A 16,603-nucleotide genomic window follows, 5' to 3' on the forward strand; every position below is an offset into this window, starting at 1 on the left:
GCCCTTCTTGCCCCCCGGCCGTCCCTCGTCAACCGGGGGACAGCGCAGCACATGGGGCATCCGATCACCAGCATCGGGGAGATCTTCAGGGGTTACTAGCAAGGGCTCACAAGGCCGCTGGCACTCATCCGCCAGCGGCCACTTGTGACTCAGTGATCGACTGCACCACTGGCGCCAAGGCCGGTCTGGCCCCGGACGAACTGGTCGGCGAAGGCCGCCCTTTCGGCCTTGGCCCGCGCAGTGCGATCCAGCCGGGAAACGCTATACGCCACCAAGAACGCCAACGGCATGGAGAACAGCGCAGGCTGGGTATAGGGGAACAGCGGTTCGGCAAAGTGCAACACATCCACCCACACCAGCTTGGAAAACACCACGAAGCCCATGGCACTGAGCAACCCTACGTAGCCACCGGCCAACGCGCCACGGGTGGTCAGCCCAGACCAGAACATCGACAGGAACAGCACCGGGAAGTTGGCCGAAGCGGCGATGCCGAAGGCCAGCGCGACCATGAACGCGACGTTGATGTTTTCGAACACGATGCCCAGGGCTATCGCCACCAACCCAAGGCTCAGGGTGGCCAGCTTGGTCACCCGCAGTTCCTGCGCCTCGCTGGCCGCGCCCTTCATGATCACCCGCGCATACAGGTCATGGGCGATGGCGGACGCCCCGGCCAGGGCCAGGCCTGAAACCACGGCCAGGATGGTGGCGAAGGTCACGGCCGACAAAAAGCCCAGCAGCAGGTTGCCGCCTACGGCCTGGGCCAAGTGCATGACCACCATGTTGCCCCCACCCAGCAACTTGCCACCCACCTCCCCGCCCTCGAAGAACTGCGGTTGCTGGCTGACGATCACGATCGACGCCAGGCCCAGCAGGAAAATGACGTTGAAGAAGTAGCCGATGAACCCGGTGGCATAGAGCACCGACTTGCGCGCCTCCCGGGCATCGCTGACGGTGAAGAAGCGCATCAGGATATGCGGCAGCCCGGCGGTGCCGAACACCAGCCCCAGGCTCAGCGACAGTGCGGTCAACGGGTCGGCCAGCAGGCTGCCGGGCGCCAGCAGGCGTTCGCCCAGGGCATGGGTGTCCATGGCCTGGCTGACCAGCGTGTCATAGCTGAAGTCGAACTCGCGCATCGCCAGGAACAGCACCAGCGAGCCGCCGACCAGCAGCAGGAACGCCTTGATGATCTGCACCCAGGTGGTCGCCACCATGCCGCCGAAGGTCACATACAGCATCATCAGCGCGCCGACGATTACCAGGGCGATATGGTAGTCCAGGCCGAATAGCAGCCTGATCAACTGCCCGGCCCCGACCATCTGCGCCACCAGGTAGAAACACACCACCGTCAGCGAGCCGATGGCGGCCATGGTGCGCACCTTGCCTTGGTCGAGGCGGTAGGAGGTAATGTCGGCGAAGGTGAAGCGGCCCAGGTTGCGCAGCCGCTCGGTCATCAACAGCAGCAACACCGGCCAACCGGCGAAGAAGGCGATGAGGTAGATGTAGCCATCCATGCCGGAGGTGTAGATGAGCGCGGTGATCCCCAACAGCGTCGAGGCGGACATGTAGTCACCGGCCAGCGCCAGGCCGTTCTGCCAGCCCTGGATGCCGCCACCGGCGCTGTAGAAGTCCGCCGTCGAGCGGGTGCGACGCGCCGCCCACCAGGTGATGCACAAGGTGAACAGCACGAACACCATGAACATGCCGATGGCATGCAGGTTGAACGGCTGACGCTGGCCCGCGTCGAGGGCGGGCGAAGCCAGCAGCAGGCCAGAGTGCAGCAGCAGGGCCAGAGGCAATAGTTTTTTCATGCGCCCTGCTCCTCTTCCAGCCCGCTGAGCAGCGCCTGGGTCAGGCGATCGAACTCGCCATTGGCCCGGTACACGTAGAACGCCGACAAGGCACAGAAGAACACGAACAGGAAGACGCCGGCAGCGACGCCGACGGTCATGTTCGACCCTTGGGCCAGGCGCCTGGCAATCAGCTCGGGCCAGAACGACACCAACCCGATGTAGCCATAGAACGTGACCAGAATCAGCACGAACAAGCTCAGGGTGAAGCGGTTTCTGCGCGCCACCAGTTGCTGGAACCGGGCATTGGCGCGAACACGCGCGTATAACAGGCTGGACATGGGACACCTCGGTCAATGTAGTTGTTGTTATGGGTGTGCAGGTGTTGCAGCACAATCAGTGCTCGGCGTCGGCGGTCTGCGCCTCCTGTTGCCGGGCCCACTCGCGCAGGACGAACTTCTGGATCTTGCCGGTGGCGGTCTTGGGCAGCTCGGTGAGCGACACATGCCGCGGCGCCTTGAAGTGCGCCAGGCGCTCACGGCACCAGCGGACCAGATCGTCCCCGGTGACCAGTGCATCAGCGCGCAGGGTGACGAAAGCGTGAGGTGTCTCGCCCCAGCGCGAATCCGGGCGCGCCACCACCGCGGCCTCGACCACCTCGGGGTGCTGGTAGAGCACTTCTTCGATTTCCAGCGAGCTGATGTTCTCGCCGCCGGAAATGATGATGTCCTTGGCCCGGTCCTTGATTTCCACATAGCCGTCCGGGTGCAGCACGGCCAGGTCGCCCGTGTGCAGCCAGCCATTGGCCAACACGGCACGGGTAGCCTCTGGATTGTGCAGGTAGCCTTTCATCACGGTGTTGCCCCGCACCACCAGCTCGCCAAGGGTAAGGCCGTCGGCCGGGACCGGGCGGCCGGTATCGGTATCCAGCACCGTGGCCTCTTCGAGCATCGGGTGGGCGACGCCCTGGCGGCTCATGAACTGGGCCCGGGCCTCCAGCGGCAACTCATCGACCCCCGGCTGCCACAGGCACAGGGTGCTGGGGCCGTAGCTTTCGGTCATGCCATAGGCGTGGGTGATGCTGAAGCCGCGTGCCTCCATCGCGGCGATGACCGCGCTGGGCGGCGCGGCGCCGCCGGTGATCACCGAGACCGGCGCCGGAGGGGCGCTGGCATGCTCGGCGTGGATCAGCATCGACATCACCACCGGTGCGGCGCTCAGGTGGGTCACGGCATGTTCGGCGATGGCGGCATTGATCGCATCAGGCTGGACCTTGCGCAGGCATACGTGGGTGCCACCGGACAAGGTCACCGCCCAGGTATGGCTCCAGCCGTTGCAGTGGAACATCGGCAAGGTCCACAGGTAGACGCTGCGCGGCCCCAACTGGAAGATCAGCGCCCCGGCGCAGGCGTTGAGGTAGGCACCGCGGTGATGCAGGACCACACCCTTGGGGTCGCCCGTGGTGCCGGAGGTGTAGTTGATGGCGATCGACTGCCATTCGTTCTGCGGCGCATTCAGCGGCCGCCCGGGGTCGCCCTGGGCCAGAAACGCTTCGTAGTCCAGATCGTGGGCCAGGTCGGCGCGCTCGGCCTGTTCATCATCGATACCCACCAGCAATGGCGGTGCATCGAGCATGGCAAGCGCTTGATGAGCCACCGCACCGAACTCACGGTCGCAGATCAATACCTTGGCCGCACAGTGACGCAAGATGAAGGCGATGCTGCGCGCCTCCAGGCGGATGTTGATGCACACCAGCACGGCGCCCGCACCGGGCACGCCATAGTGCGCCTCGAGCATTTCAGGGATGTTCGGCGCGAGTATCGCCACCCGCTCGCCCGGCTGCACGCCGACCCGCTCCAGGGCACTGGCCAGCGCGCAGCTGCGCTCGTGCAACTGGCGGTAGCTGTAGCGCCGCGTGCCATAGACCACCGCATCACGCTGCGGGTACACCTGCGCGGCACGCTTGAGAAACGACAGCGGCGACAGCGGTACATGGTTGGCTTCGTTGGGAGCGAGCTCGTGCTCGAGGGTTGGAACCATCATGGCAGGCACCTCATCGACTCATTGCTCAGGTATTGCGCGCACATACATACCTCCTGTTTCTTGTTGTTATTGCGCCAGGGCGCGTTACAGGCTGCTGCACAAATGGCCGCCGTCAACCACGATCTCAGCGCCACTCATGGCTCGCCCGGCATCGCTGGCGAGCAGCAGCAAGGCGCCGTCCAGGTCCGCCGGCACGCTGAAGCGCCGCCCGGGAATACGCGAGCGCAGCTTTTCCCCGGCCTCGCTGGCCAGGAACGCCTCATTCAGGTCGGTCATCACGTAGCCGGGCGCCAGGGCGTTGACCCGGATGCCATGGCGCGCCAACTCCAGTGCCATGGCGCGGGTCAGATGAGCCAGGCCGGCCTTGGCCGCCAGATAAGGGCCCACGGCACCGGTCACACGGCTGGCGAGGATCGAAGTGACATTGATCAGGCTGCCCCCCTTCCCCGCGGCGACCATGCGCCGGGCGCTTTCCTGGGCCACGGCCCAGGCGCCCTTGAGGTTGGTGTCGAGCACGCGGTCCCAGCTTTGATCGTCGCAGGCCAGCAAGGGCTGGCTGTCGCTTACCCCCGCGTTGTTGACCAGCACGTCCAGCGGGCCGACGGCATCGAGCACCCGGCAGATGTCCTCACGGCAGGTCACGTCGAGGGCAAAGGCGTGCGCCCGCCCTCCCGCCACCTCGATGGCCTCCACCAGCGCCTGCAGCGGCGCCCGGCGCCTGGCGGTCACCACCACCTCGGCGCCTGCGGCGGCCAGGGTCATGGCGAAGTGGCGGCCCAGGCCGCTGGAGGCGCCGGTCACCAAGGCGCGGCGTCCGTCGAGGGCGAACAGTCGGGTCAGGTTCGGCTGCATCAGTGGGCCTCCAGGCGCTGATCGAGAAGCTTCTTCGCCAGGCTCATGCGATGCACTTCACTCGGGCCGTCATAGATGCGGAACGGGCGAATGTCGCGGAAGATCCGCTCCACCACGGTCTCTCCGGTCACCCCGCGCCCGCCCAGGACCTGGACGCAACGATCGACCACCCGCCACAACGCCTCGGCGCTGATCACCTTGGCCATGCTCGAATCGACATTGGCGCGCCGGCCCTGGTCGAGCACCCAGGCACAGTGCCAGACCGCTAGGCGCACCACGTGCAGGTCCATCATGTTGTCGGCCAGCATGAAGCCCACGCCCTGGTGCTCACCCAGGGGTTTGCCGAAGGCGTCGCGGGTGCGCGCATAGTCGCAGGCAATATCGTGGGCGCGGCGCGCGGCGCCGAGCCAGCGCATGCAGTGGGTCAGCCGCGCCGGGGCCAGGCGCACCTGGGCATAACGGAAGCCCTTGCCGATCTCGCCGAGCACATCGCTCGCCGGTATGCGCAGGTTGTCGAAACGCAGCTGCCCGTGGCCGCCGGTGAAGCAGCTGTCCAGCGAGTCCAACTGGCGCTCATGGGTGATGCCGTCGCGCTGCATGTCGGTCAGGAACATGGTCGCCGTGCCGTCCTCCATGCGCGCCATGATGATGCCGAAGTCGGCGCCTTCGGCCCCGGTGATCAGCCACTTGCGGCCATTGATCAGGTAGTCGTCGCCATCGCGGGTGGCGGTGGTGCGCAGCATCGAGGGGTCCGAGCCGGAGCCTGGGGCAGGTTCGGTCATGGCGAAGCACGAACGGGCATGGCCCTGGACCAGCGGGCGTAACCAGCGGTCCTTCTGCGCCTCGGTGGCGACCACGTCCATCAGGTGGATGTTGCCTTCGTCCGGCGCATGGATGTTCAGCGCCACCGGGCCCAGCGGTGAATAGCCAGCCTCTTCGAAGACGATCGCCTTGGCCATATGGCTCAGTTCCAGGCCGCCCATTTCGCGGCTGGCGTGGGGTGTCAGCAAGCCGGCGGCACGGGCGCGGGCCAGCAGGTCCTGGCGCAGGGCGTCGCTGGGGCCGTGGCTGTCCTGACGTGGGTCGTTCTCGAACGGGATGACCTGTTCGGCGATGAAGTCTCGGGTCTTGGCCTGCAAGGCGAGCAGTTCGTCCGGGAGGGTGAAGTTCATGGCTGTCCTTCTGTGTGCTTGTCTGTCGGGGAATGGGTTGGCTGGCGCCGCTCAGGGCAAGGCCTTGGGGTTGCTGATCGCCAATCGGGCGACGGTGACCTGGCGCAATGCCTCGATCAGGGTGCGGCGGGTTTGCGGGGCATCATGGTTGCCCTGGCGAATGGCGTGGGCCAGTTGGCGGCGCATGTCGGGCAACGTCGATGGCGCTTCGTCGACCAAAGCGGCCAGCCGCGCCTGCTCCTGGTCCTCGGCCTGGGTCCCCAGTCGGCTTTCACGGGCCGCGATGGCCATGGCATTGGCGATCATCAGGGCCGGGTAGCGCAGCTCGCCGGGCAGCGCTGGCAGCAGCTGTTCCAGGAGCGTTGCACGGGCGATCTCGAGCAGTTCGTCGGCATTGGGCTGGGTCATGGCGCTTCGGCTCCGGTCATGTGCAGGATGTCGAGTTCAAGCTCCGGCAGCAGCCGTGCGGTCAGTGCCAGCTCGATGGAAGGTTCTTCGCCGGACAGGTGGCGCTGCCCTTGCTGCAGGGCGATCACCGCCCAGCGCAGGGTGGCCATGACCTGCCAGTAGTGGAGCTGGCTGGGCTCGATACACAGCGAAGACACCTCGTGGTAGCCGCGCAGGAAGTCCTCCAGTTGACCGATGCCACCGGCTTCGAGGTCTGGGCGGGTGAAGCGCCAGCAGCGGGCGGTGAACCAGCCGAGGTCCTCGCAAGGGTCGCCCCAGCCGGTGAACTCCCAGTCGAGCACGGCTTCGAGCCCCTGCTCGCTGGCCAGGTAGTTGCCGGTACGGTAGTCACGGTGCAACAGGCACAGGGTGCTGTTGCGCGGCGCATGCAGCTCGCACCAGCGCAGGCCCCACTCCAGCACTGGATAGGCGTCGGCGAGGGTGTCGAGGTAGCGGCGGTAGGCGTCGATGGTCGCCAGGGCGGGGGAACTGTCCGACACAGGCAGGAAGCCCAGCGCGGCGCACGGCGGGCGAACCTGATGCAGACGCGCCAGGTTGGCGCCAAGCTGTGCCGCCAGTTGCGCCCGGCCCTGGGGGCCGGCGTCGGCGCTGAGCAAGCGCCCGGCAGCGATACCCGACACATATTCCATCAGGAAGAACACCCGTCCATGCACGCGCACATCCCGGCACAGCCACAGCGGGCGCGGCACTTTCACACCGGCTTGATGAGCCACCTGCAGCACCGCGAACTCCTGCTCACGGTCGAGGCTGGCGGGCAGCGCGGAGAGCGCATCGCTACGCAACACCCAGCGCTGGGCACCGGCCCACGGGCCGCCCTCGATCAGCAGGTCCAGCAGCCAGTTTTCCTGGATGGCGCCGCCGCTCAGGCGCTTGCGTGCCTGGATGACCACCTGTGTTGCCGCAGCATGTCCGCGGATGAAGTCGACCAGGCGCTGGTCGTTGGGGTTGGCCGCGCAGGTTTCGCTGGCCAGTGAAATGGTAGGGGAACTGCTCATGGGTCTATGGGCCCCGCCTTCGATTTAGGGTTGGCAGGACACCATCAGCAATGCTCGGGCCAATTTTTCAAAAACTGCCTGAAGGCCGCGCCGGCCATGGCCTTCAGCCTTTTCAGCATGGCGCGTGAAAGCACGCTGCATTTCACTTTTGCAATGAACTGATCCAGTATCGAAACATTTCAACTCTGAACAGGCCCTGCCATGCACTCGCCCACCTCCCAGGTCATCGTGCTGATCAGCCACCTGCAACGTCCCCAGCACGGCAGCCGCCTCGCCCACATGGTGGCCGCGCTCACGGCGGATTACCCCAACACCCATATCCAGGTGCTCGACACATCGGTATCCGAAGCCCTGCAGACTGCTCGTGAGCTGGAGCAGCGGGGTGAGGCCGACGTGTTCGTCTGTGCCGGTGCCACCGCTGCCTACCTGCGCAAGCACCTGACACGCCCGGTACTGACGATGCGCGTGGGCGGCGACGATTTGTTGCGGGCGCTGGGCCAAGCTCGCGAGCACTCCTCGCATGTGGCCCTGCTCAGCTACAACCGCATCAACCACGACCTGCAGGCCCTGCGCGCGCTGTTCACCGTGCAGGTTCACCAGGCCACCTACACCTCCCTGGACGAGGCACGCCAAGCCGTCGAACAGGCCGCCTTGCTGGGCTGTCGCAGCATCATCGGTTCATCGACGGTGGTGGAGCTGGCGGAACAGACAGGCCTGCACGGCGTGCTGTCGCTAAGCGAGGACACCGTGCGCAAGGCGCTCGAGGAGGCCATGGGTATCCTCGACAGCCAGCGCATGGAAATAGCCAAGCGCCGGCATTTGAACGCCGTGCTGCAACACATCCCGAGCGGCGTGGCCGCAGTCGACAACCAAGGCGTGGTGCAATCGCTCAATCCGGCCCTTGCCCAACTGCTGGATTTGCCGGTCAGCGCCGCCCTGGGCCGGCCTTTACAGCAGTTGTGCCCGGAACTGGACTTGCAGCAAGCGCTACAGGAGGGGGCCGGCGAAGAAAACCGGGTGATCCGGCTGGGTTCGCACGCAGTGGTCAGCAACCTGCTGCCTATCCTCGAAAACGGCGAGCGCACCGGCCTGGTGCTCACCTGCCAGGACATCACCGCCGTGCAGCGCGCGGACCAACGCATCCGCTCCGCCCGCCGCCCCGGCGCCTTCAGCGCCCGCTACCGGCTCGAACAGCTCAACGGCAACAGCAAGATCAACCGCGACATGCTGCAACTGGCCAAGCGTTTCGCCGCCAGCCATTCGACCATCTTGATCACTGGCGAAAGCGGCACCGGCAAGGAGCTGCTGGCCCAAGGGATCCACAACGAGAGCCCGCGTCGACAAGGCCCCTTCGTCGCCATCAACTGCGCGGCGTTTCCCGAGTCGCTGCTGGAAAGTGAATTGTTCGGCTACGAGGAAGGCGCCTTCAGCGGCTCGCGCAAAGGCGGCAAGCCGGGGCTGTTCGAAGCCGCGCACCGCGGCACACTGTTCCTCGACGAGATCGGCGACATGCCGGTGTCGCTGCAAACACGCCTGCTGCGCGTGCTGCAAGAGCGCGAAGTCCTGCGCCTGGGCAGCACAGAACCCATCGCCATTGACGTGCGCATCATCGCCGCCACTCATCAGGACCTGCGTGCCGCGATGGATGATGGCGATTTTCGTACCGATCTTTATTACCGGCTCAATATCCTGCGCCTGCAAACCACTGCGCTGCGAGAAAGGCCTGAGGACATTGCCCTGATCTGCGCAGGCATCAGCCAGCGCCTGCTCGTTCAGGGCCAGCCGGCGGGCGCCGCAGAAATACCTGCCGCACTGCTGCCGTACCTTGAACGTTATGCCTGGCCAGGCAATGTCCGGGAGCTGGAGAACGTGATCGAGCGGGCGATGCTCTCGGCACGCGAACTGCTTCAGGGGCACCGCGTGGACGAGCAGTACCTGGCTCGCGTGCTGCCTGAGCTGTGTGAAGGCCCTGCCCTTTCACCCGCCCGGAAAAAATCGCCAGGCGAAACCGACCTGCACACCATCGGCAAGGCTGCCCAACTGCGCCATGTAAAGGAAACGCTGGAGAGCTGCCACGGCAACCTCGACGAAGCCGCCCGTCGCCTCGGCATCAGCCGGACCACTTTGTGGCGGCGGCTGCGATCGGCCCATTGAGGGGAAGCAGGAAACGGCGGCTAGCTCTGAAAAGCGCTTGGCATGAGGCAGGTGACGATCCAAACAACCCTTTATGTTGCTCGCATCACATAACCAGCAGCGTCAGGCGCCACGCTCGGCAGCGCCATAGCCTCACAATTTCCAGTCCAGGCTGACCATCATTGTCCGTGGCTCACCCTGGTAAACGCCGTTGTAGAATCCAACGTTGTTGTAGTAATGCTCATCGAAAAGGTTCTTCACGTTAACCGACGCTGCCAGGTGTTCATCGATTTGATAGCGTGCCATCAACCCAACCACCGAGAACGCCTTCTGGCCGATCTTGTCTTTGACAGTGATGATCCTGTCGCCGTCGCGTCCGACTGGGCGGTTGCCTATTTTGAAGTTGTCGCTCTGCCAATCGAGGCTCGCGCCCACGGTCAATGCAGGCGTCATTTTGTAAGTGCTGGAGAAGCGCACCAGGTTCAATGGCTGCTCAGTGTTCTTTCGCTTCTTCTCAGCTGTGGCGGCATGGGTGTAGCTGTAGCCCAGGCTCATCTGCCAATCGGTCATCACCTCGCCCGCGACTTCAGCTTCGAAACCTTCAACGACTACACCTTTGCCGCCGCTTTTGTAGAAAATTTCATTGCCATTGGGCGGCACCGAGTCATCCTGTTCCGCCACGTTGTCCTGTTTACTGCGGAACACGGCAGTGCTCAGGTTCAGCCGTTCCTCGAACATACTGCCCTTGAGACCTACCTCGTAGACTTTGCCAACGATAGGTTCAATATACTGTTTGTTGACGTCTCTCACGGTCTGCGGGTTAAAAATGTCGGTATAGCTGACATACGCGGTGAACTGCTCAGTCAGGTCAAAGAGCACACCGGCGTAGGGTGTCCATTGATCGTTTTGGGTCTGCTTGGTGGTGGACTGACCAGCGACATTCAGGGCGTCGTCATAGTCCCATTCCCGACGCTCCGTCTCCCAACTGCCGTAGCGGCTGCCAATCACGAAGTGAAGGCGGTCCGTGGGGTTCAGGCGTGTTGCGATGTAACCGGCCTTCTGACGGGTGTAGGAGCGCGCGCCATCCAGCCCGGTATCGATGTCATAGAATTTAGGGATCGATCCCATGTACTTCCAATCGGGGATTTTGTCGTAGTCCTGGGGCACAGGTAGATCGAGGCGATATGGCTCACTATTGCGCCGCTCCGACTCGCCGTAGCCGATCATGAAATCATGGCTGCGACCCAGTAATTGGAAGGGGCCAGCAAGGTTGAAGTCGATCGCATCCATCTTCTCCTCGCCCCCAAAATGCGAGTACCAGGCCCGCATGCCACTGCGGTCAGCTTCCGGGAAACCATTTCCTCCGTAGTACACCTTGCCGTCACTGTCGGTTTGCCGATGGGTGTAGGCCACCTTCATCAGCCAGTCGTTACCTAGGCGCTGATCAAGGGTGGCGAATACCGTCTGGTCTTTCAATGGCCAGGAAGACCATGGGGCACTGAGGTTGGTCGAGCGTGGCAGGTTGGCTTTGCTGCCATCGGCATTCCAGAAAGGCACCGTACCCCATGAAGAACCTTGGACGTGCTTGTTCTGATAGTCATATCCCACCGCCAGGACTGTGCTGTCGGTCAGGTCGGCTTCGAGCACGCCATATGCCACCTCACGCTGAGTGGCGTATTTATTCATGAACGACTTGTTGTCGCGATACGCCAACACTGTGCGACCGCGCAGCCGGCCCTCCCAGCCTAATGGGCCGCCGACATCCAGGTAGGTGTAGTAGTTGTCGTAGCTGCCCCCACTTACCCCACTTTTTACCGCCAACTCATGCGTTGGGCGCTTGCGCACCATGGCGATAGTGCCCGATGGATCGCCAGCTCCTGTCGTCAGCCCAGTGGCTCCCCGCACGACTTCGATTCGATCGTAGATGATGGTATCGGAGTCGGACTTAAGCCCCCGAGAACGTGTTGAGCATTCCATCGATCTGGAAATTATTGATCGCGTAGCCACGTGAGTAGTAGGTCGGTCGCTCCGAGTCATTTCGCTGAACGGTCACCCCCGTCACATGGGCCATGGCCTCGGACAAGGTGTTGAGCTGGAAATCGTCCAACTGTTGCCGGGATATCACCGAGACCGATTGGGGTGTTTCCTTGATCGAGAGGTTCAAGCGCGTGGCTGCGCTCATGCTACCGGTGGTGTAGGAGCCACTGTTTTCAGTGGTACTACCCAAGCTGGTAGCAACCACATCAGTGGAACCAAGCTCCAGCACACTACCTTCGGATTTGGTTTGCGCCTCGGCCAGGGATAACGGGCTGAACACGGAAGCACACAGACCAAGGGTAAGTGTCATGGAATGGTTGATCGACGGGGGCATTGCGGGCTGACTCCTTGCGCATGAAAAATCCTTGAGGCGCAAATCTACATGAAAATCATACGCATATGATAATAAATATCATATTTGCTCGAATTCTATTTTGGAGGGCCAGCCCTCCCTCGTCGGCCGTCATGGAAGCATGAGCCCTTTCATGGTTGAGACTACGAAGCCCTGCTTCCGTGGAACTGCATGCCAGCATCGCCTGGCTGAGGAAGTAGAAAAGCGCGACCGATCTGAGTGTTCAGTCGGACGCTTTTGAAATTGGCTGCCGCTGAAGTCAGCCAGAGATGCATGGCTATTTCAGACCATCTCTAGGGTGAAACACCAGGTAGCCTCAAGCTGCTACCTGGATAATGGCGTCGCGCCCGTAAGGAGTGCGCGGATCTATCAAGCGTCCGGCTACCGCAGTGGGCTTAGCGCTCCTTAGCTTGCTTCTCTTTCATTTTTTCGATGGCTTGAGGCAAATTCTGGATAAATTTCACACCGAAGTACAACGATCCTTTGCCGACCAGCTTGGCCGCCGAAGCAGCACGGGCCATGCCTGTCCCATGAGAAAAGTCATCTTTAACTTCGCTCCAGGCATCGCCCATCATTTTATCCAGCGACTCGTTGAAGGAAGGTCTGTTCCTTTCCTGAATCTCATCGTCCATGCGCGCTCTCCTCGGCTAAGCAAGCTCATTGCACAGAGATGAGCTTGCTTTTCACTCGCCACCGGCTGAGCCGCCGCAAATAGGTCACCCGTGATTTCGTTCCGCTGGCTGAGGTCAATCAGTAGCACCTCAGCCTTGCTGTAACGGAAGCCCTGCCGGAACACCCGCTCCACGCCCTCCTGCGCTGCCTATGTCAGCTAACGCACGCTGCTCGCCGAATGTAGCAGCTCACCACAACGCAATCTCGTAAGTCAGATACACCCGAACGTTGTCGCGATCACTGGCGTAGGTGTTTCGTGATGTGGCGCGTCGTAGCTCGGCCCCCACCCCCCTAAAAACGCCATCCTGAATCACATATTTCAGCTGCGTATTAGTCTCATGCTCTCTGGCATCCAGCCCGCGATAATCGCCCCCGCTACCGTGGTAGTACCGTGTCATGAATGCCAAACCAGGCACGCCGACGCTGGCAAAGTCGAAGTCATAACGGAGCATCCAGGTGCGCTCACCAGGCTGGATGAACTTACCGATGCTGGCATTACTGAACGAGTAAACCGTGCTCACGCTCACATATGGCAGCGCTGTGCTTCCATCGACTTTTTGGTAACCGAAACCAAGGGAATGTCCTGCTCGACGATAGGTGAGCAGCCCACTAAACATGTTGGCATCGACAGCGCCATTACGACCGGCTCCGGCGTCGTCGCTGATGAAGTACCTGAGATCAGTCGTCAGCGTCCCCTTCCCTGCAGGGGCTGTGTACACCAGGCCATAGAATTGCTGCCGATAGAAATCGCGGAGTTCACCGTAATAGGTGCTCATGCTGAGTTGCTTGCTGAGGTCGTAGCGCAATCCGGCAAAGTCGAAGTCGGTGCCTTCGCTTCCCGAGTAGCCTTGCGGGAAGATATCAACGCTATCGGTAGAGTTCCGCGCCTTGAGCTTGTCTAGGTGACCAGCATGAGCATAGAGCCGGTCAATGCCAGTGTACTCGATTTGAGTGCCTTGGAACGTCTGAGGCAAGAGGCGCCCATCGTTGTAAACAAGCACTGGGATCTTGGGCAACAACGTGCCTGTGCTGAGGAGCGTATCTTGCCAGCGAAGCTTGGCAGTGATCCCAAGGCTGGAGTATTCGCTAGCAGCCCGGCCATCATCATGAACAGGAAGAAGCCCCGTCCCTGCGTGAGTCCGGCTTGAATCCAACCGTATTCCTGAAAGCCCCAATGCCTCCATCCCGAACCCGACCGTACTCTCGGTAAAGCCCGATTGTGCTTTGAGAATGAAACCTTGAGCCCACTCTCTTCGGTCATTGCCGCCGTCGCGATAGTCGTCGTTGAAGTAGTAATTGCGAAGCTGCAAACGGGCTTGGGAATCTTTGAAGAATTCGGCAACTGCCAAATCGGGGACGAGGCTGGTCATCACACCCGCGCAAGCGAGGGTGCTCGTGCTCAAAAGCATGCGCATTGGAAGTCTCTGCTATGTGTTGTGATTGTTGGCAGATTGGCAATCGAACAGTTGGAAGGAGCCAGCCGCAATATCGGTAAAGACTGGACTCAACGTGTTCGTGCGGCGGACACTACCGCCCTGTGAACCAAGTCACAACGTTATGAGCGATGCGCATTACCCTATGCGCACGCTCCTGGTCACATCGTTGGGAGCAGGACGTGAACCTCAAGCAGCTCGAAGCTTTTCAAGCCATCATGGCGACCGGCTCTACCATTGGAGCAGCTACCCGGATGGATCTATCCCAGTCAGCTGTCAGCCGGCTTTTAACACAGCTGGAAGAGCATTTAGGCTTCTCGCTTTTCCTGCGCCGAAAAGGTCGATTGATGGCGACGCCTGAGGCACAGGAGTTGTTGGGCCAGGTCTCTGCGCTCGTCGACAATCTCCAGCGTGTTCAGCGTTTGGCAGACGAGCTTAGGGTAGGTCGCTCACAGCGAAGCTTGCTCCGGGTGGCAGTACCGACCAGCATGACTCATCACTTGCTACCCAGCATCGTGGCTGAGTTCCTGCGCGAGCGGGAAGATGTAGTCGTTGAAATCCTTACCGGAAGCTATGACACCTTGGAGCGCGCTGTTCTAGACCGCAGTGCAGACTTCGCGTTTGTCCGATTGCCTGCAGAGCTTCCAGATTTCGAGGTACAACCGGTGCTGGAGACCGAGGGGGTCTGCGTGATGCCTGAGGGACATCCTTTGGCAGAACTATCCGAGGTCACTCTTGATCATCTTCGAGAGGTTCCCCTGGTGCTTTTGGGGCGGCAACGCAATCTTCGCTCAGAACTGGATCAGCGCTTTCGCGAGGCTCGTGTGACCCCGCAGGTTCGAGTCGAAGTTCACTCCGTCAGTGCAGCCTGCGCATTCGTTGCAGAGGGGATGGGGGTCTCGATTATCAATGGTTTGCTGGCCCGAGACACAGGTGGTCTTCCGCTCTTGATCAGGCCTCTCCGACCTATGCTGCCCTATCGGTTCGGTCTGATTTTCCGCAAAGATCAACCGCGCTCCCGACTGGTCGAGGCGTTTGCAAATCACATGAGTGAGCGCCTCAGAGCGATCTCGAATGACAGATAACGCATAGGGCAACCCGAATCATTCATAAGATTGAGCGATGACGAGGGTTGTTCTAGTGTGCCGCCATAACGCCTGGGCACCCCAAGAACAACAATCGAGAATGCGCACTATGAACCGCTCCCACTCTCCGTCGGTAATAGCCGAACAGGTTGATAAGGCTGCACCTTCCAGCCCCGCTTCCAACAAACCGTCCAAACAGCTCAACCCAGCATTAATCCTACTGAGCATCGTTTTCATGGCGCTGGCGTTCACGTACTTCGTGGACTCAGGTCAGTTTGAGCGCAAAGACATAGCCGTCATTCCGGGCTCGTACCAGACCCTGCAAAAGGATTCTGGCTTGACTCAGTTGTTCTCTGTGGAACCACGTGTTGCAAATGCCGAAGTAGCACGTCCTGTTTCCCTACTAGAAGCGTTCACGGCGATCCCACAGGGCATCGAGAAGCGTGCCGGACTGATCTTCATGGTGCTGTTCATCGGCGGGATGTTCGGCGTCCTGAACAAGGCCGGAGCAATCGACGCAGGCCTCGAGAGGATCTTGGGCCTGACCAAAGGGAACATCTACGTTCTCGTACCCTGTCTGATGCTGGTGTTTTCTGCAGGTAGCACTTTCATGGGGCTCGCCAAAGAATTCATCCTGATCGTGCCGTTGATGGTTGCGATGGCTAACAGGCTTGGCCTTCCCAACATCATCGGTTTGGCAATCGTCGCCATATCGGTAAAGGTCGGCTACCTCGGCTCGATCACTAACCCCGTAGCATTAGCAGTAGCCCAGCCTCTGGTGGGCGTGCCCATGTTCAGCGGCCTGAACATGCGGGTGGTAGCCTACCTAACCTTCCTGGTTGTAGGTATCGCTTTCGTGTTACTGAGCATTCGCCGGCACGGTTTTGACAGCACCGCTCAGTTCGACTTCAAGCAATCACGCCTGCACCCACGCCACGCTGCCAATCTCATCCTCCTGGTGCTCGGCGTCGCATTCCTGGTGTATGCCTCGAACAAGTGGCACTGGAAGTACCCAGAGCTGTCCGCTTACTACCTGGCGCTCAGCATGGTATTCACTGTCGTTGCCGGTATAGGTGCCAGCGAAGCTGCGGGCGCCTTCGTGGATGGCATGAAAAAAGTGTTGATGGCTGGGGTATTGATCGGCCTAGCCACAGCGGTGGAGATCATTCTGAGCACCGGCCAGGTACTCGACACCATCGTCAACCATCTTTCGGAACTGGTTGGTGCGCATGGGCCACTGGTGTCAGCGTTCGGTATGTTCTTCGCCCAGTTAGGCCTCGATGTCTTGATTCCGTCTACTTCTGGCCAAGCAGCTGTAACCATGCCAATTTTCGGCCCGCTCGGCCAACTGTCTGGCGTCACACCGCAAACCACCGTGTATGCCTTCCTGCTCGGCAACGGGCTGACCAACCTCATAACCCCTACCTCCAGCGGTTTGCTGGTTCTGCTGGCAACGGCGCAAGTGGGCTGGGGACAGTGGGCACGTTTCATCTGGCCACTTTTCCTCATTTTTACTGCAATGGCCCTGGCACTCCTCAGCATCGCCGTCTTCGTCGGTTACTAAATTCGGGCTG

The 16,603-nt window shown here is 61.4% G+C and carries 12 protein-coding genes and 2 pseudogenes; 3 read left to right on the forward strand and 11 right to left on the reverse strand.

The annotated features are described in order from the left end of the window. Positions 1 to 149 precede the first annotated feature (149 nt). The 7 genes from TZ03_RS02215 to TZ03_RS02245 all read right to left on the reverse strand — a co-directional run bounded on the left by TZ03_RS02215 (position 150) and on the right by TZ03_RS02245 (position 7,317). A complete protein-coding gene (locus TZ03_RS02215) occupies positions 150 to 1,808 on the reverse strand; it encodes a cation acetate symporter (protein WP_051095534.1) in 1,659 nt (552 codons plus the stop codon). Then, the gene (locus TZ03_RS02220; protein ID WP_051095535.1) at positions 1,805 to 2,128 is read right to left on the reverse strand and encodes a DUF485 domain-containing protein; all 324 of its coding nucleotides are present in this window, start codon (positions 2,126 to 2,128) and stop codon (positions 1,805 to 1,807) included. Before TZ03_RS02220 ends, TZ03_RS02215 begins: the two co-directional genes overlap by 4 nt. A gap of 55 nt (positions 2,129 to 2,183) precedes the next feature. Then, on the reverse strand, positions 2,184 to 3,830 hold the full coding sequence (locus tag TZ03_RS02225; RefSeq protein WP_051095536.1) for an acyl-CoA synthetase: 1,647 nt from the start codon (positions 3,828 to 3,830) through the stop codon (positions 2,184 to 2,186). An 84-nt stretch (positions 3,831 to 3,914) separates the two neighbouring features. Then, positions 3,915 to 4,682 (reverse strand): SDR family NAD(P)-dependent oxidoreductase, encoded by a 768-nt coding sequence (locus TZ03_RS02230; RefSeq protein WP_051095537.1) that lies wholly within the window; start codon positions 4,680 to 4,682, stop codon positions 3,915 to 3,917. Then, positions 4,682 to 5,854 (reverse strand): acyl-CoA dehydrogenase family protein, encoded by a 1,173-nt coding sequence (locus TZ03_RS02235; RefSeq protein ID WP_051095538.1) that lies wholly within the window; start codon positions 5,852 to 5,854, stop codon positions 4,682 to 4,684. Before TZ03_RS02235 ends, TZ03_RS02230 begins: the two co-directional genes overlap by 1 nt. Before the next feature lie 51 nt (positions 5,855 to 5,905). After that, entirely contained in the window at positions 5,906 to 6,262 is a 357-nt protein-coding gene (locus TZ03_RS02240; protein ID WP_051095539.1) for a DUF6285 domain-containing protein, read from the reverse strand. Then, positions 6,259 to 7,317, reverse strand: a complete 1,059-nt coding sequence (locus TZ03_RS02245; RefSeq protein ID WP_051095540.1) for a phosphotransferase family protein — start codon at positions 7,315 to 7,317, stop codon at positions 6,259 to 6,261. Before TZ03_RS02245 ends, TZ03_RS02240 begins: the two co-directional genes overlap by 4 nt. Before the next feature lie 201 nt (positions 7,318 to 7,518). Here TZ03_RS02245 and prpR point away from each other — a divergent pair, with 201 nt between their 5' ends. Further along, on the forward strand, positions 7,519 to 9,471 hold the full coding sequence (prpR, locus tag TZ03_RS02250) for a propionate catabolism operon regulatory protein PrpR (protein WP_051095541.1): 1,953 nt from the start codon (positions 7,519 to 7,521) through the stop codon (positions 9,469 to 9,471). A 132-nt stretch (positions 9,472 to 9,603) separates the two neighbouring features. Here the strand turns inward: prpR and TZ03_RS02255 are convergent. The 4 genes and pseudogenes from TZ03_RS02255 to TZ03_RS02265 all read right to left on the reverse strand — a co-directional run bounded on the left by TZ03_RS02255 (position 9,604) and on the right by TZ03_RS02265 (position 13,926). Continuing rightward, a pseudogene (locus tag TZ03_RS02255) lies at positions 9,604 to 11,821 on the reverse strand (TonB-dependent siderophore receptor). A 413-nt stretch (positions 11,822 to 12,234) separates the two neighbouring features. Next, positions 12,235 to 12,471, reverse strand: a complete 237-nt coding sequence (locus TZ03_RS02260) for a hypothetical protein (RefSeq protein WP_051095542.1) — start codon at positions 12,469 to 12,471, stop codon at positions 12,235 to 12,237. Between the two features lie 47 nt (positions 12,472 to 12,518). Further along, positions 12,519 to 12,659: pseudogene (locus TZ03_RS31860) on the reverse strand (DNA polymerase V subunit UmuC); the annotation flags it as partial. Between the two features lie 40 nt (positions 12,660 to 12,699). Further along, on the reverse strand, positions 12,700 to 13,926 hold the full coding sequence (locus TZ03_RS02265) for an OprD family porin (protein ID WP_051095543.1): 1,227 nt from the start codon (positions 13,924 to 13,926) through the stop codon (positions 12,700 to 12,702). A gap of 200 nt (positions 13,927 to 14,126) precedes the next feature. Here TZ03_RS02265 and TZ03_RS02270 point away from each other — a divergent pair, with 200 nt between their 5' ends. Next, on the forward strand, positions 14,127 to 15,029 hold the full coding sequence (locus tag TZ03_RS02270) for a LysR family transcriptional regulator (protein WP_051095782.1): 903 nt from the start codon (positions 14,127 to 14,129) through the stop codon (positions 15,027 to 15,029). A 109-nt stretch (positions 15,030 to 15,138) separates the two neighbouring features. Continuing rightward, positions 15,139 to 16,593: a YfcC family protein gene (locus tag TZ03_RS02275; RefSeq protein WP_051095783.1), complete on the forward strand. Its 1,455-nt coding sequence runs from the start codon at positions 15,139 to 15,141 to the stop codon at positions 16,591 to 16,593. Positions 16,594 to 16,603 lie beyond the last annotated feature (10 nt).

Source organism: Pseudomonas sp. 10-1B (assembly GCF_000935045.1).
In the GTDB taxonomy this organism is placed as follows: domain Bacteria; phylum Pseudomonadota; class Gammaproteobacteria; order Pseudomonadales; family Pseudomonadaceae; genus Aquipseudomonas.